Raw genomic sequence first — 15,896 nt, 5'->3', positions numbered from 1 at the left:
GCGAACGAGATGACCAGTGGGGAAAGTCCGGAGCTGGCCGAGCTGTACCGGGACTTCGAGTCCGAGCACCTCATTCCACTGTGGACGCAGATCGACGACCTCATGCCGATGCACCCGAAACCGAAGGCGCTGCCGCACGTGTGGCGGTGGTCGACGCTCTACCCCCTGGCGCAGCGTGCCGGTGAGCTGGTGCCTGTCGGGCGTGGCGGTGAGCGCCGCGCCATCGCGCTGGCCAACCCCGGCCTCCCCGGTCTCGCCTACGCGAGCCCGACCCTGTGGGCGGCGATCCAGTACCTCGGCCCGAAGGAAGTGGCGCCCGAGCACCGGCATTCCCAGAACGCCTTCCGCTTCGTCGTGGAGGGTGAAGGCGTGTGGACGGTCGTGGACGGTGATCCGGTGCGCATGTCCCGCGGCGATTTCCTGCTCACCCCCGGCTGGCGTTTTCACGGCCACCACAACGAAACCGACCAGCCGATGGCCTGGATCGACGGTCTGGACATCCCGTTCACGCACTACGCCGACGTCGGCTTCTTCGAGTTCGGCGCGGATCGGGTCACCGACGACGCGACGCCGAACTTCTCCCGCAGCGAGCGGTTGTGGGGACACCCGGGTCTGCGTCCCCTCTCCGGGCTGCAGGACACGGTGTCCTCACCGATCGCCGCCTACCGCTGGGTACACACCGACGCGGCGCTGACCGAACAGCTCCTGCTCGAGGACGAGGGCCAGCCGGCGACCGTCGGGCCGGGCCACGCCGCGGTGCGCTACGTCAACCCGACCACCGGCGGCGACGTGATGCCGACGATCCGGGCCGAGTTCCACCGGTTGCGAGCGGGCGTCGAGACGCGGGCGCGGCGCGAGGTCGGCTCCAGCGTGTTGCAGGTTTTCGAGGGTCGAGGTGAGGTGGTCCTGGACGGCGTCGAACACCGGCTGGAAAAGGGCGACCTGTTCGTCGTGCCCTCCTGGGTGCCTTGGTCCCTGCGCGCCGAGAGCGCGTTCGACCTCTTCCGCTTCTCGGACGCTCCGATCATGGAGCGCCTGCACTTCCACCGCACCCATGTCGAAGGAGAAGACCGATGAGACTGGCGACGATCCGGGTCGGCGGGACGACCGCCGCCGTGCGGATAACCGGCACCACGGCGATCGAGACGGGATTTACCGACGTCGGCGCCCTCCTGCGGGCGGGTGGCCTGGACGTGGCCGCAGCCGCGGACGGTGCGCGGCACGACTACGCCACCGCGGATCTCGCGCCGGTCGTGCCGCGGCCCGGCAAGATCGTGTGCGTGGGGCTGAACTACCGCAATCACATTCTCGAGATGGGTCGCGAGCTCCCGGAGTTCCCCACGTTGTTCGCCAAGTACCCCGAAGCGCTGATCGGGCCGCGTGACGAGATCCTGCTGCCGCCGGAATCCGACCGGGTCGACTGGGAAGGTGAGCTCGCGGTCGTCATCGGCACGAGCGTGCGCCGGGCCTCGGCCGAAGAAGCGGTGTCGGCCATCGCCGGGTACTCGGTGCTCAACGACGTCACCATGCGCGACTACCAGTACCGCACGGCCCAGTGGTTCCAGGGCAAGACGTGGGAGAACAGCACGCCACTCGGGCCGGTGCTCGTGACACCGGACGAGCTGGCCCCCGGCGCCCAGCTGGTCACGTCGGTCGACGGCGAGGAACTGCAGCGGACCCCGCTCGACGACCTCGTGTTCGACGCCGTGGAACTGGTGCGCTACATCTCCACGATCGTCACCTTGCAGCCGGGTGATGTCATCGCCACCGGAACCCCCGGTGGTGTGGGGCACGCGCGCAAGCCCCCGCGCTACCTCGCACCAGGGCAGACGCTGACCACGCGCATCGACGGAATCGGAGAGCTGGTCAACGTCGCGGTGGCGGAAAAGGTGAGCGGCGGGCCGGAACGAGCCGCGGCCGGCGCATGAGCGTCACCTCCGAGGACGCGGCGCGCGCGGCCCTGCGGGAACGGCAGGGGCCCGGAGCCCGCTACGACTCGCCCCACGCGCCCGCCCGCGAACTGCTCTGGGCCCGGCGGGGCACGGCCTACTTCGCCCGCAAGCTCGGCGAACTGTCCGACGCCGAGCTCGACGAACCCAGCCTGCTGCCGGGCTGGTCCCGGCGGCACGTGCTCGCCCACGTCGGCTACAACGCCCGGGCGCTGACCCGGTTGCTCACCTGGGCGCGGACCGGTGCCGAGACCCCGATGTACGCCTCGGCGGAGCAACGGCTGTCGGAGATCCGCACGGGGGCCACCCTGCCGGCCCGCGCGCTGCGGAGCCTGGTCGCTCACGCCGCCGCACACCTCGACACCGAGTGGCGCGACCTGCCGGACACTTCCTGGGACGCGGAGGTCCGCACCGCGCTGGGCCGATCGGTGCCCGTTCGGGAGACGGCGTGGATGCGTACCCGCGAAGTGTGGGTGCACGCCCTCGACCTGAACAACGGCGCGACCACCCGGGAGTTCCCCGGCGATCTGCTCGACGAGCTGCTCGCCGATGTGCTGCGGGGGTGGCGACGGCGGCAGGAGCCGGTGCACGTGGTGCTCGCCCCGACGGGCCGGGCGCCGATCGTCCTGGGTGAGGGTGGTACGACCGTTTCGAGTGGTCTGCCCGATCTCGTGCGCTGGGTGACCGGCCGCGGAACCGCCGGCTTGGTCGCGGAAAGTGGCGAGTTGCCAGAGCTTCCGCGCTGGTTCTGACCCTCTGCGTGGAACGAGAGAAGACTCCGGCGCGGATTCTGTGCCGGTCTACTGTGGACTTCGTGGGAATTTTTCCGCTTCGAGGCGGCCTGCCTCCGAAGTGAATCGTGCCGTCCCGCACAGAAGAATTGTGGGACGGCAAGATTCCGGGACCGGACGGGTTCAGCCTACCGTCGTGCCAAAAGGAGTGAGGCGTGTACAACGACTATCCCAAACCCCACGAGGACTTGCGAGAACTGGTCGACCGGATCGACAAGCTCGGCCAGCTCGTCCGGGTCCCCGAGGCTGATCCGGACCTGGAGCTGGGCACGTTGATCGAGCTGGTCGCCCACCGCGGCGGCGAGGGCGCTCCCGCGCTGCTGTTCGAGAAGCTCACCGGCGACGGCAAAGGTTTCCGCGTGCTCTCCGGAGCGACCAACTCCGCCCAGCGCCTGGCGTTGACCATGGGCTTCCCGCGGCCGGACCACCCGTTGGAAGCGGTGAATTCCTACCGCGAACGGATGCAGACCCACAAGCCGATTCCGCCGTCCGAAGTGGACAACGGTCCGGTGCTGGAGAACATCCTGCGCGAGGGCGAGATCGATCTGACCGCGATCCCGGCGCCACGGCTGCACGAGCTCGACGGCGGGCGCTACCTGGGCACCGACGACCTGGTCATCATGCAGGATCCCGACGACGGCTGGGTCAACATCGGCACGTACCGGGCGATGGTCCAGGGCCCGGATCGGACCGGGCTGTGGATCTCGCCGGGCAAGCAGGGCCGGCAGATCCGAGAGAAGTACTTCGCCCAGGGCAAGCCCTGCCCGGTGCTGATCTCCTGCGGCCACGACCCGTTGCTGTTCCTCGCTTCCGGCAACGAGCTGCGCTGGGGACTGTCCGAATACGACTACGCGGGCGGGCACCGCGGCGCCCCGATCGAGGTGGTCCGTTCCGAACTGTACGGACTGCCGATGCCCGCCGCCGCGGAGTTCGTGATCGAAGGTGAGCTGCATCCCGGCGAGACGGCGCCCGAAGGGCCGTTCGGCGAGTTCACCGGCTACTACGCCGGTGGCCGCAGCGAGCAACCGGTGGTCCGCGTTCGCCGCGTCTACCACCGGGACAACCCGATCCTCACCGTCGCGTCGCCGATTCGTCCGCCGTCGAACTTCTCCTACAGCAAGTGCGTGATGAAGGCCGGCATGGTGTGGGACGAGATCGAGCGTGCGGGCCTGTCCGGGGTGCAAGGCGTGTGGTGTCACGAGGCCGGCGCGGCCCGGATGTTCACCGTCGTCTCGATCAAGCAGGCCTACGCGGGGCACGCGAAGCAAGCCGCGCTGCTCGCCGCGTCGTGTCAGTCCAGCTCGTACCTGGGCCGTTTCGTGGTCGTCGTCGATGACGACATCGACCCCACCAACACCTTCGACGTGCTGTGGGCCATGTCCACGCGCTGCGATCCGGCCCAGGACATCGACCTGATCCGCGGGACGTGGAGCGGCCCGCTCGACCCGCGCCTCGATCGCGCGACCACCACGAACTCGCGCGCGCTGATCACCGCGGTCCGCCCGTTCGGCCGCGATTTCCCCGCTGTCGCGGAAGCCTCACCCGAGCTGCGCGACCGGGTCGCGGCCAAGTTCGCCGAGCTGCTCGACCGGCTGCCCACTTCCTGATCCTGGGACCGACGCTGAAAGGACAGCGGAGATGAGTTCCTCGACCTACGAACAGGACGGCGCCAGCGTGGTCGCCGTTCCGAAGTCAAGACCTGAGAAGAAACTGGGCTTCGCGACGTTGTTCGCGGCCTGCCTGGCGGTGTGCGTTGCCGAGATCACCATCGCGATGCCGACCGTCCTCAACGGACTCTTCCAGAGCCGGCTGCACGCCGACGGCAGCGAGATCGCCTGGATCACCGACGCCTCCCTGCTCCCGGTCACCGCGCTCGCCCTCACGTTCGGTGTGCTGGGCGACAAGTTCGGCCGCAAACGGCTCCTGGTGCTGGGTGCCGTGGCGCTCATCGCCGGGCACCTCGTGACGGCCACCGCCGCCGGAACGGCCCAGCTGTGGACCGGCAGGGCGATCGCGGGACTCGGTGCGGCCGCGCTGTTCCCCACCTCGCTGGCCGTGGTCGCCATCGGGACCCGCACAGGCCACGAACGCGCGCGCGGTGTCACGCTGTGGGCCGCATCGCTGGCCGCCGGCGCCGCGCTGGCCCCGGTGATCTCGGGGATCTCCGCCGACAACGGATCCTGGAAATGGGCGTTCGTCGTCGTGATCGTGCTGTCCGCGCTGAGCGGCGTCGTGAGCCTGTTCGCGGCGGACTCGCGTGCTCCCGAAGGCCGGTCGCTCGACTGGCCGGGCCAGATCACGATCGCGATCGGGTTGTTCGCGCTGATGTACGCGGTCATCCAAGGCGGGACGGACGGCTGGGGCAGCACGGCCGTGGTGGCGGCGTTCGTGATCGCCGCGGTGTTCCTCGCGCTGTTCGTGGTGGTCGAACTGCGTTCGCCGGCCCCCTTGCTCCGGCTCGACGTGTTCCGCAACCGGGCGTTCACGGTGTCGGCTTTCGTGACCGTGGTCGGCATGTTCAGCTTCGTGGCCACGGCCTACAGCACCAGCATCCGGCTCGGCCCGGTCCAGCACCAGAGCCCGCTGCTCGCCGCGGCCGCGTTCGTGGTCCTCAACGGGGTGACGCTCGTCGTCGCCCCGCTGACCTCCCGGCTGATCGAGCACGTCAGCCCGCGCTGGATCCTCAGCGGCGGTTTGCTGCTCACCGGCGCCGGCGATCTCTGGGCGTCGACGGTCTCCATCACGGACCGAAGCCTGGGCTCGCTGGTGGGGCCCCTGCTGGCGGTGGGACTGGGGTTCGCGCTGACGGTGACGTCGATCAGCGCGGTCGCGGTCAACACCGTGCCGGTGCGGCTCGCGGGCATGGCGAGCGGGGCGACCAGCCTGCTGCGGGACTTCGGATTCACCCTGGGCCCGGCCGTGATCAGCGCGGTGGCGCTGAGCCGGGCAGCGGGGGACTTCACCACCTCGCTCGCGGCCAGTGCGCTGCCGGCCCACGCCAAAGCAGCCGCCGCGGCCGTGGCGAAGGCGGGCGGTCCGCTGGCGGTGAACTCGGCCCCGCCGACGGCGCCCCACGCCGGAGCCGTTCCACTCGCCGTGGACGCGCTCGGACACGGCTACTCGCTCGGCTACCTCATCAGCGGTATCGCGGCCGTCGTCGCAGCCCTGCTCGCAGCGGCGACCCTGGGCCGCACGATCAAGCCGGCGGCGGAATCGGGGGAGTAGGCACAGGTCGTCCGGGCTGGACGGCCGAGCGGTGACCCCGCCCGGCCGTCTGCGCGGATTCTTCGAAACGGGCCTCTGCTTCGCGCTCGAAGCACCCCTGCAGCGCCCCGACTTGAGTGCCTCGCCGACCACGATCAGCCGATACGACAGCGCCACCTACGTCAACGGCAGCAAGTGCGTCTTCCCTCGTCCTGATGGTCAGGTCTTGCCCCCGTGGTCCGGGTGCGAAGTCCGCGCTGTTCGGAGCTGGGGGTGTCGCCGGATCAGGTCCACCAGATAGTCGGATGTCGCCTTCCGGGCGACGGTGACGAAGCCGGTGAGACTCGGGGATTGGTCGTCGGTGCGCCAGGCGAGGGCGAGCGGCCGGTACGGGAGCGGTTCCCGCAGCGGGATGAAGCGGACTCCGTGGCGGCCGAGGTTGACGAAGGAAGTCGGTAGGACCGCGATGCCGGTGCCTGCTGCCACCAGGGCGAGAATGGTCTGGATTCGTGAGGATTCCACGGCGACACGGGGCTGGATGTCGTGCCGGCGGAACAGCTCGACGACATCGGCGAACATTGTGGTGGCCGGGGTTCGGGTCCAGAGGACCAGTGGCTCGTCGGCGAGGAGCGCGGGATCGATCAGGCCCGCGCTGCCGAGCGGGTGTTCGTCCGGTACAACCGCGGCCAACGGGTCCTCGATGAGGGTCTCGACGGTGAGAGTGGGTTCGTCGACGGGGCCGCGGAGGAAGCCGATGTCGAGTTTGTGTTCGAGGAGCTGAGCCGTCTGCTCACGGGTGCCCAGCTCGGCCAGGTCGAGCGTGACGTCGGGATACTCGCGGCGATGCTCGCGGATGACGTAGGACAGCATGCTGTTGACCGCCGCCTGCAAGGCGCCGATCCGAACGTGGCCGAGGTGTCCGGTCGCCGCCCTGCGGGCTGCTGCGAACGCCCGCTCACTGTGCACGAGGGCAAGGCGTGCTTCCTGGAAAAGCGCCTCGCCGGCGTCGGTGAGTTCGATGGGCCGGCGCGAGCGATCGATGAGTTCGACGCCGAGCTGGTGTTCCAGCTTGCGGATCTGCTGGCTCAGCGGCGGCTGCGCGATGTGCAAGCGCTCGGCCGCTCGGCCGAAGTGACGTTCCTCCGCGACCGCGACGAAGTACCGAAGGAGGCGCATCTCGGGATCGGCCATGGTCATATCCACAGGATATGAGAGAAGACCGCATCTGTCTTGGACGGATAACTTTGCGGCGGTTAGCGTCGGGGTAGCCGGCGGGGGACACGGAGCCTCGGCTGACCCGCGAATCTCCGCAGCCCACGAGGGAAGTGACATGCAGCTCTACCGGGCCCTTGCCGCGGCATTGGTCGATCTGGAGATCCGTCCGATGTTCGGTGTGATGGGCGACGCGAACATGGCCTACGTGGCGGAGTTCCGGGAGCGCGGTGGAAAGTTCGTCGCCGCTGCGCACGAGAGCGGCGCGGTCGCCATGGCCGACAGCTGGTCACGGGCCACCGGCCGGGTCGGGATCGCGACGGTGACGCATGGGCCCGGATTGACCAATACGATGACCTCGCTCGTGGAGGCGGCGCGAAGCCGTAGCTCCGTACTGGTCCTCACCGGCGACACGCCCCCGGAGCCGACACATTTCCAGCGGCTTGACCTGTCGGCCTTCGCCGCGACGGCGGACGCCGGCTATGAGCGCGTCTATCGGCCGGAGACGCTGATCCGCGACCTCGAACGGGCGCTGCGGCGAACTCTGGCCGACCGGCGGCCGGTCGTGCTCAACATTCCGCACCGCATGCTGCAGTCGGACATCGAGGATCTCCAGGCCGTTCAACCGCCTGTCCGGCACGCCACGGCCACTCCCGGCGCGGAGCAACTCGACTCGGCGCTCGGGCTTGTCGCGGCGTCGAACCGGCCGGTCGTGCTCGCCGGCCGGGGCGCGGTCGTGTCGGGCGCGCGCGAATCGCTGACGGCGCTCTCCGACGTTCTCGCGGCCCCACTCGCGACATCGGTGCTGGCGAAGGACTTGTTCGTCGGGCATCCGGCAAATCTGGGAATCTGCGGCAGCCTCGCACACGGCCCCGCCGTCACGGCACTCGCCGAATCCGATTGCATCATCGCCTTCGGCGCGAGCCTCAACGTGTACACCTCCTCTCGGGGCGAGCTCTTCGCCGGGAAGAAAATCGTCCAGATCGATCACGATCCGAACCGGTTCGGCTGGTACACGGCGGTTGCGGAGACCGTCGTCGGCGACGCCCGCGAAGTGGCCTCGGCGATGGCTGCCGCATTGGGCGAGAGCGGTCATGCGCCGAACCGGGCGTGGCTGGAGAAGATCCGAACAGGACTGTCCGAATTCGAGCCCGGTGTGGACTTCGCCGACACTTCGGGCCATGACACCGTCGACATCCGAACCGCGGCCATCCGCCTGGACGGCCTGCTGCCGGCTCGGCGGAACATGGTGAGTGACAGCGGCCGGTTCGTGCATGCGGCGTGGCCGTACATCCACGTTCCCGATCCTCGTGGTTTCACCGCGATGGGCGGCTTCGGGGCCGTCGGTCTGGGCTTGGCCGGCGCCGTGGGTATGGCGTTCGCTCGTCCCGACGAGCCGACTGTCTGTGCCATCGGCGACGGCGGTTTCATGATGAATCCAGCGGAACTGGCCACCGCGGTACGCGAAAACCTCCCGCTCATCGTCTTGGTGTTCAACGACGGCGCGTACGGGGCCGAGTACCACAAACTGACGGCATACGGCATCGACCCCGCGCATTCCTTCATGTCCTGGCCCGATATCCGCGGTGTGGCGCAGGGACTGGGCGCGCGAGCGGTTTCCATCAGAAAGCTGGAAGAGCTGGACGAGGTCGAGAGTCTGACCGAGAACCTCGGTGGCCCCTTGGTGATCGACGTTCGACTGGATCCCACGGTCGACATCGCTTCGTGACGAGCAGGTCATCTCGGAGATCTTCGCTGAACGCGACTCGGCGGCCGGGAAGCCGTCCACACAGGAGTGTCGGAATGAAAAAGATCGGGATCGTCGGCGGCCTCGCCTGGCCGAGTTCGATCGTGTACTACCGTGTCATCAACGAGTTGGTCAGCCGGCGTCTTGGCGACGGTGGGCTGCACAGTGCGAACGTCGTGCTGGCCCAGACCGACTTCGAGGAGATGGAGCACCATCAGCGGCTCGGTCGCTGGGATCGGGTCGGCGATCTGCTGGCCATCCAGGGCAAGGTGCTGAAAGCCGCGGGGGCGGATTTTTTTCTGATTGCGTGCAACACCGTGCACACGGCCGCCGATCAGGTGGAGGCGGCCGTCGGGTTGCCGTTCGTCCACATCGTGGACCCGGCGGCTCGCAAGGTGCTCGAAGGAGGATTTCGCACCGTCGGGTTGCTCGGAAGCCGCTACACCATGGCCGGCAGCTATTTCACTGACCGACTGCGGCAAAAGTACGGTCGCGAGGTGTTGGTTGCCGAGGGCGACCACGCGGAGAACGTGCACAATGCCCTGTACGAGGAGCTGGCCAAGGGCATCTTCCTGCCCGGGACCCGACGCAAGTTCACTGCGGCGATCGCCGACCTGGTGGGTCGCGGCGCCGAGGTGATCATCCTCGGCTGCACCGAGTTCGGATTGCTCGTCGAACCTCAGGACAGTGCCGTGCCCGTCATCGACACGACGCTCGCGCACGCCGAAGCCGCGGTCGATCTGGCGCTCGCGTCGCGTCCCTGAGGCCAACGGCCGCGACGGACCCGCCGTGCCGATGGAACCTGCCGTCACGGTTCATCTATTGCTCCGTCGCTGAACTGTGTCCTCAGCAGATGGAAATGTTCCTCGATCAGCAGCTCTCGAAGCCGGTGAGCCGCGACGGGGAGGTAACGGCCGCGGACTCGGGCGATCCCGATCGTGCGCTGGGCACCGGAGTCGGCCAGCTCGGTCTCGGGCGGACTCCAGCGTCTCTCCGGCCCGACGGCCGGTGGCAGGACTGCGATGCCGAGGCCGGCGCCCACCAGCCCGCGCACAGTCGGTACGTCGGCTCCTTCGAACACGATCCTCGGCCGGACGTCGGCCTCGGCGCAGAGGGCGTCGGTGATCTGGCGCAGACCGTAACCGGTTTTGAGCGCGACGAAGGGGCGGTCCGCCACGTCGCGCAGCCGAACCGGTCCCTCGCCTCCGCCCGTGGGTTCGCCCGGAGGGGTCACCAGCACCAGTCGCTCGGTCCACAGTGGAGTCCACTCGACGCCCGGGCGAGCCGGATCGGGTGAGGTGAGACCGAGATCGACCTGCCCGCTCTCGAGCATCGCGACAACGTGTTCCGCACCGCCTTGGGACAGCAGGAACCTGACCGCGGGAAAGGTGGTGCGAAACTTCTGGACCAATCCTGGGATCAAGATCGGTCCGAGGCTGGGCACGAAGGCCAGGGCTACTTCTCCACGCTCGGGGTCTGTCGCGTCCGTGACGGCAGCACGACCTGCCTCCAGTGACCGCATCGCGTCTTCCACGTGTGCGCGGAACAGTTCGCCGTAGCGGTTGAGCCGCACGACTCTCCCTTGCCGGTCGAACAACGGGATTCCCAGCTCCTCTTCGACTCGGCCCACGGCCTTGCTGACCGCCGACTGTGACATGTGCCGGGCGTCGGCCGCCCGTCCGAAGTGCTCGGAGCGGGCGCACGCGAGGAAGACCTCCAGGTCTCGAAGCTCCATTGAGGACTCATTCCTACAGGGAACTGATTTGAAGAAAATCTTTCACTAGACGCAATGATAGGCCGCTTCTAGCGTTCGAGACAGACCCACAACAACGACGTGTGAAGGCAGGCAGTCATGACGCTGGCCCAGGAAGAGCGAAGCGCCGCCGGGCTCGTGGAGCACTACTTCGAGCAGCCGTGGAGCGACGGGCTTCCGGTTGTCCCGCCGACTCCCGAACTGGTCGAGCAGATGGTCGAGGCGCTGGGCGGTGACGGTTCGGTGGTCGAGGGGCGGGTTCCGCCCCGGTGGGGAACCCTGACCCGCCAGGTGCTCGCGGTGAACATGGTTCTGGCCGGATGCAAGCCCGAGTACGCGCCGGTGGTGAAGGCCGCGGTGCACGCCGTCTGCGAACCGCGCTTCAACCTCAACGGCCTGCAGGCGACTACGCACGTCACCTCACCACTCTTGGTGGTCAACGGACCGATCCGCACCGCGATCGGCATGAACTCCGGAGGCAACGTCTTCGGGTCCGGCAACCGGGCCAACGCGACGATCGGCCGCGCGATCCGGCTCGTCATGCTCGCGGTCGGCGGGGGAGTCCCCGGTGACCTCGACAAGAGCACGCTGGGGCACCCGGGCAAGTACACGTTCTGCATCGCCGAAAACGAGGAAGCGAGCCCGTGGGCTCCGTACCACGTCGAGCACGGCTTCGCCCCGGAAGACAGCACGGTGTTCGCGATCGCGGCCGAGGCTCCGCACAGTGTGACCAACCACGTGTCGGACGACCCCGAGGGCATCCTCGACAGCATCGCCTCCGGCATGCGCACCATCGCGCACAACAACAGCGTGCTCGGCGGCAGCTGCACGATCGTCATCGGCCCGGAGCACGCGGAAACGATCAACAAGCACGGTTGGACGCGGCACGACGTGCGCAGCTACCTGTGGATGAACAGCGCGAACAGGTTCGGCGAGATCGCGCACAACCACCGCCACGGCAAGGTCTACAACCGCAATCTGCCCAAGTGGTACCGCCGCGATCTCGATTCGCCGGCCCCGATCGTGGAGACGCCTGACGACCTGCACCTCTTCGTCGCGGGTGGCCTCGCCGGCCGCTTCTCGGCGGTCCTGCCCGGGTGGAGCCGGGCCACGGTGCCGGTGCTGCAGCCGATCGAGAACGTCCAGGGCGAACTCCCGAAGCTGGCCGACGGGCCGGACTGTTCCGACGGCACCTGCCGCCTCTGACGCCGACCGCCACGCCATCCACCGCACCCGAACGGAGAACGACCGACATGGATTCTTTCATCACCTTCGATCCGACCGGCAGCGTTGAGGCCGCAGCGCAGGAATGCGCCCCCCGCGTACCGGAGATCAAGGGCAGCCGGCTGGCCGTCCTCAACAACACGAAGTGGAACGCCTCCAAGCTGCTGCGCCAGTCCGTGGCCCAGATGGAAGAGCTCGGCGCGAAATTCGACAGCGTGAACTTCTACGACAAGCACCACTTCTCCTCCGACGCCGAGCCGGCCCTGCTCGACCGGATCGCGGCCGAGAACGACATCGTGCTCACCGCGATCGGTGACTGCGGCTCGTGCACGTCCTCCTGCGTCAACGACGGCATCCAGATGGAGCTGCGTGGTCTTCCCGCCGCGGTCATCGTGACCACCGAGTTCGAGCGCGAAGCGACTCTGCAGAAGCGTGCGCACGGGATGGACGATCTGGAGCCGGTCGTGATCACCCACCCCATCTCGTCGCTCGCTCCGGACCTGTTGAGCGGCCGGGCCCGCGAAGTGGCCCCGCAGGCCCTGTCGATCTGGGTCACCGGCGCGCGTCCGGCCGCCGGCGCCTGACCTCGGATCGGAGTCGAGATGACAGACCAAACCGACGTTCTGATCGTGGGTGGCGGGCCGGCCGGCCTCACCGCCGCGATCTACACCGCACGGGCCGCCTTGACGGTGGTGGTTCTGGAGGGCGAGCCGTCCTCCACTTCGGACCAGCCCGGCGGCCAGCTGATGCTGACCACCGACGTGGAGAACTACCCGGGATTCCCGAACGGGGTGACCGGCCCGCAACTGATCACGGATCTGCGCGAGCAGGCCACCAAGTTCGGTGCTCGTCTCGTTCCGGGCAAAGCCGCCCGGGTCAAACTGGACCGATCCCCGTTCCACGTCGAGGTCAGCGGCGACGCCGGAGCGTTCAGCGCGCGCTCGGTGATCGTCGCGACCGGTTCGCGAACCAGGATGCTCGGGCTTCCCCGCGAGCAGGACCTCATCGGGCGCGGCGTGTCGACCTGCGCCACGTGCGACGGATTCTTCTTCCGCGGCCACGACATCGCCGTCGTCGGCGGGGGAGACTCCGCGCTGGAGGAGGCACTGTTCCTGTCGAGATTCGCGCGCTCGGTCACGATCATCCACCGCCGCGACGAGCTCCGGGCTTCGAAGATCCTGCAGGCGAGGGCTGAGCGAGAGCCCAAGATCACGGTGCGGTGGAACAGCGTCCTCGACGAGTTCGTCGGAAACGATCGTCTCGAGGGCGTGCGGCTGCGTGACACCACGACCGGCAGCCACGACGTTCTTCCGGTCACCGGCCTGTTCCTGGCCATCGGCCACCTGCCCAACACCGCGGTCTTCGACGGGCAGCTGGAGCTGGACGACCTCGGTTACCTCGTCACCCGTCGCGGCTCGGCCACCACCGTGCCGGGCGTGTTCGCCTGCGGCGACGTGCAGGACCCGGTGTACCGCCAGGCGATCACCTCGGCCGGCAGTGGGTGCATGGCCGCGCTCGACGCCGAGCGGTGGCTCGAGGAGCTCGCCCATGACCTCGTGCCGGCCTCCGAGCTCGCCGAACCGGCGGCATCGACCTCAGGGAGCGTGTGATGACTGCCCCCAGCCCCGTCCGACCACTGGATCTCCTGGCACTCGACGAGGAAATCGGTGACGAGGAAAAGGACATCCGCGACGCCGTGCGGCGCTTCTGCGACGACCGGGTGCGGCCGCACATGGCGACCTGGTTCGAGCAGGCGCACCTGCCGATTCGCGACCTCGCCCGGGAACTGGGCGAGCTCGGCGTGCTGGGCATGCACCTGCAGGGGTATGGCTGCGCGGGCACGAGCGCCACTGCCTACGGATTGGCGTGCCACGAACTGGAGGCGGCCGACTCGGGGATCCGCAGCCTGGTCTCGGTCCAAGGATCCTTGGCCATGTTCGCCATCCACCGCTTCGGCTCCGAGGAGCAGAAGGGCCGGTGGCTCCCCGAGCTGGCCGCCGGCCGGGCCATCGGGTGCTTCGGCCTGACCGAGCCCGACTACGGCTCCAACCCCGCGGGCATGCGCACCAACGCCAAACGAGACGGCGACGACTGGATCCTCAACGGCACCAAGATGTGGATCACCAACGGGTCTGTCGCCGACGTCGCGGTGGTGTGGGCGCAGACCGACGAACGGATCCGGGGCTTCGTCGTGCCCACCGACGCCCCGGGATTCAGCGCACCCGAGATCACGCGGAAGATGTCGCTGCGCGCATCGGTCACGTCCGAGCTTGTGCTGGAGGACGTGCGGCTTCCCGCCGACGCCGTCCTGCCGGAGGCAGCCGGGTTGTCGGGGCCACTGACCTGCCTGAACGAGGCGCGGTTCGGGATCGTGTTCGGCGCACCCGGAGCGGCTCGGGAATGCCTGGAAACCGCGATCGACTACGCGATCAACCGCCCGGTTTTCGACCGCCCGCTGGCCGGTTTCCAGCTGACCCAGGCCAAGCTCGCCGACATGGCGGTCGAGCTGGACAAGGCCATGCTGCTCGCACTGCGGCTGGGCCGGCTCAAAGACGCAGGCCGGATCAGGCCGCACCAGATCAGCGTCGGCAAGCTGAACAACGTGCGCGAATCGCTCGCCATCGCCCGCCAGTGCCGAACCATTCTCGCCGCGAACGGCATCACCCTCGAGTACCCGGTGATCCGGCACGCCAACAACCTCGAGTCCGTCCTGACTTACGAGGGCACCTCCGAGATCCACCAGCTCACCGTCGGCCAGGCGCTGACCGGCATCGGGGCGTTCACGTGAGCGGCACCGGTGCACTCGGCGGCTTGCGCATCGCCGACTTCACCCGCGTCCTGTCCGGTCCCTACGCCACGATGCTGCTCGGCGACCTCGGCGCCGAAGTGATCAAGATCGAACGCCCGGGCGTCGGCGACGAAACCCGGTCGTGGGGACCGCCGTGGTACGAGGGCCAGGCCACCTACTACCTCGGCGCGAACCGCAACAAGTCGGTCGAAGGCGTCGACCTCGGCACCGAGCCGGGCCGCGCCCGGGCACGAGCGCTCATCGAACAGTCCGATGTGGTCGTGCAGAACTTCCGTCCGGGCACGATGGAACGCTTCGGCCTCGGCTACGCCCAACTCGCCGCCGAGCGGCCTGAGCTCGTGTACTGCTCGATCAGCGGATTCGGGGCAGCGGGCGGCGCGGACCTGCCCGGCTACGACCTGATCGTCCAGGCGGCCGGCGGGCTCATGAGCATCACGGGCCCCGACGACGCGACGCCGATCAAGACCGGCGTCGCGCTCGTCGACGTGATCTGCGGCTTGCACGCCGTCACCGGAATCCTCGCCGCGCTCCGGCACCGCGACGAAACCGGTGCCGGCCAGCACATCGAGGTCAACCTGTTCTCCTCGTTGCTTTCGGCGCTCGCCAACCAGGCCTCCGCCTACGTCGCGACCGGGCACGTCCCCAAGCCGCTGGGCAACCGGCATCCCAGCATCGCGCCCTACGAGACGATGAAAACAGCGGACCGGCCGCTGGCCATTGCCGCCGCGAACGACAAGCTGTTCGCGGCACTGGCGCGGTCGATCGACCGGGCGGACCTGATCAGCGACGAGCGGTTCGCCACCAACCCCCAGCGGGTGCTCAACCGGCAGCAGCTCGTCAAGGAGCTCGAGCAGACACTGAGCCGGGCACCGGCGGACCAGTGGTTCGACCTCCTGCGCGGGGCCGGAGTTCCCTGCAGTCCGATCAACGACCTGAACCAGGCCTTCGAGCTGGCCACCTCACTGGATCTCGACGCCGTCGTCTCGATCACGTGCCCCGACACCGGCACGCCCTACCCCCAGGTCGCCTGCCCGATCCAGCTGTCGCACACCCCGGCCACCTATCGCCGGGTACCACCGCCGCTGCCCGGCTAGGCCGGCCCGCTCCACCGCCACTTCTCACGCCATACCAGCCTGCACAGCCCACCCACGTCAGCGTCGACACCGGGGAGCGCGTAGCGCAACCGAGTGTCCTTCGCCAGGAGGAC

Annotated in this window: 14 protein-coding genes; 12 read left to right on the top strand and 2 right to left on the bottom strand. The window is 68.6% G+C overall.

Annotated features, from left to right (window positions below; all coding sequences use genetic code 11):
* Positions 1-9 precede the first annotated feature (9 nt).
* From K1T34_RS00950 to K1T34_RS00930, 5 genes are all read left to right on the top strand, one after another.
* Positions 10-1,077: a cupin domain-containing protein gene (locus K1T34_RS00950; RefSeq protein WP_220246922.1), complete on the top strand. Its 1,068-nt coding sequence runs from the start codon at positions 10-12 to the stop codon at positions 1,075-1,077.
* Positions 1,074-1,928 carry a fumarylacetoacetate hydrolase family protein gene (locus tag K1T34_RS00945; RefSeq protein ID WP_220242419.1) on the top strand — a complete coding sequence of 285 codons (855 nt, stop codon included), beginning with the start codon at positions 1,074-1,076 and terminating at the stop codon, positions 1,926-1,928. Before K1T34_RS00950 ends, K1T34_RS00945 begins: the two co-directional genes overlap by 4 nt.
* Complete coding sequence (locus K1T34_RS00940; RefSeq protein WP_220242418.1) at positions 1,925-2,701, top strand: maleylpyruvate isomerase family mycothiol-dependent enzyme; 777 nt, start codon at positions 1,925-1,927, stop codon at positions 2,699-2,701. The genes K1T34_RS00945 and K1T34_RS00940 overlap by 4 nt, the downstream gene beginning before the upstream one ends.
* Positions 2,702-2,895: 194 nt before the next feature.
* Positions 2,896-4,347, top strand: a complete 1,452-nt coding sequence (locus tag K1T34_RS00935; protein WP_220242417.1) for a UbiD family decarboxylase — start codon at positions 2,896-2,898, stop codon at positions 4,345-4,347.
* 31 nt (positions 4,348-4,378) lie between these two features.
* Positions 4,379-5,965 carry an MFS transporter gene (locus K1T34_RS00930; protein WP_220242416.1) on the top strand — a complete coding sequence of 529 codons (1,587 nt, stop codon included), beginning with the start codon at positions 4,379-4,381 and terminating at the stop codon, positions 5,963-5,965.
* 198 nt (positions 5,966-6,163) lie between these two features.
* Here the strand turns inward: K1T34_RS00930 and K1T34_RS00925 are convergent, their stop codons facing one another.
* Positions 6,164-7,141 carry a LysR family transcriptional regulator gene (locus K1T34_RS00925; protein WP_220242415.1) on the bottom strand — a complete coding sequence of 326 codons (978 nt, stop codon included), beginning with the start codon at positions 7,139-7,141 and terminating at the stop codon, positions 6,164-6,166.
* 133 nt (positions 7,142-7,274) lie between these two features.
* On the opposite strand from K1T34_RS00925, the gene K1T34_RS00920 reads away from it, so the two are divergent.
* Together K1T34_RS00920 and K1T34_RS00915 are read left to right on the top strand one after the other, a co-directional pair.
* Positions 7,275-8,885, top strand: coding sequence for a thiamine pyrophosphate-binding protein (locus K1T34_RS00920; RefSeq protein ID WP_220242414.1), 1,611 nt, complete (start codon positions 7,275-7,277; stop codon positions 8,883-8,885).
* Between the two features lie 74 nt (positions 8,886-8,959).
* A complete protein-coding gene (locus tag K1T34_RS00915; RefSeq protein WP_220242413.1) occupies positions 8,960-9,667 on the top strand; it encodes an aspartate/glutamate racemase family protein in 708 nt (235 codons plus the stop codon).
* Positions 9,668-9,711: 44 nt separating this feature from the next.
* On the opposite strand, the gene K1T34_RS00910 is transcribed toward K1T34_RS00915, so the two are convergent.
* Positions 9,712-10,638, bottom strand: a complete 927-nt coding sequence (locus K1T34_RS00910; RefSeq protein ID WP_220242412.1) for a LysR family transcriptional regulator — start codon at positions 10,636-10,638, stop codon at positions 9,712-9,714.
* Positions 10,639-10,755: 117 nt separating this feature from the next.
* Between K1T34_RS00910 and K1T34_RS00905 the strand changes: the two genes are divergently transcribed.
* The 5 genes from K1T34_RS00905 to K1T34_RS00885 are packed head-to-tail and all read left to right on the top strand — an operon-like array spanning position 10,756 to position 15,783.
* Positions 10,756-11,862, top strand: a complete 1,107-nt coding sequence (locus K1T34_RS00905; RefSeq protein ID WP_220242411.1) for a hypothetical protein — start codon at positions 10,756-10,758, stop codon at positions 11,860-11,862.
* A 47-nt stretch (positions 11,863-11,909) separates the two neighbouring features.
* Positions 11,910-12,464, top strand: a complete 555-nt coding sequence (locus K1T34_RS00900) for a UGSC family (seleno)protein (protein ID WP_220242410.1) — start codon at positions 11,910-11,912, stop codon at positions 12,462-12,464.
* An 18-nt stretch (positions 12,465-12,482) separates the two neighbouring features.
* Positions 12,483-13,490, top strand: a complete 1,008-nt coding sequence (gene trxB / locus K1T34_RS00895) for a thioredoxin-disulfide reductase (protein ID WP_220242409.1) — start codon at positions 12,483-12,485, stop codon at positions 13,488-13,490.
* Positions 13,490-14,668 carry an acyl-CoA dehydrogenase family protein gene (locus K1T34_RS00890; protein ID WP_220242408.1) on the top strand — a complete coding sequence of 393 codons (1,179 nt, stop codon included), beginning with the start codon at positions 13,490-13,492 and terminating at the stop codon, positions 14,666-14,668. The genes trxB and K1T34_RS00890 overlap by 1 nt, the downstream gene beginning before the upstream one ends.
* A complete protein-coding gene (locus K1T34_RS00885) occupies positions 14,665-15,783 on the top strand; it encodes a CaiB/BaiF CoA-transferase family protein (RefSeq protein WP_220242407.1) in 1,119 nt (372 codons plus the stop codon). Before K1T34_RS00890 ends, K1T34_RS00885 begins: the two co-directional genes overlap by 4 nt.
* The last annotated feature ends 113 nt before the right edge of the window (positions 15,784-15,896 follow it).

Source organism: Amycolatopsis sp. DSM 110486 (assembly GCF_019468465.1).
Classification (GTDB): domain Bacteria; phylum Actinomycetota; class Actinomycetes; order Mycobacteriales; family Pseudonocardiaceae; genus Amycolatopsis.
Note: the sequence above shows the minus strand (reverse complement) of the source record. Positions and strands in the feature narration are given on the sequence as shown.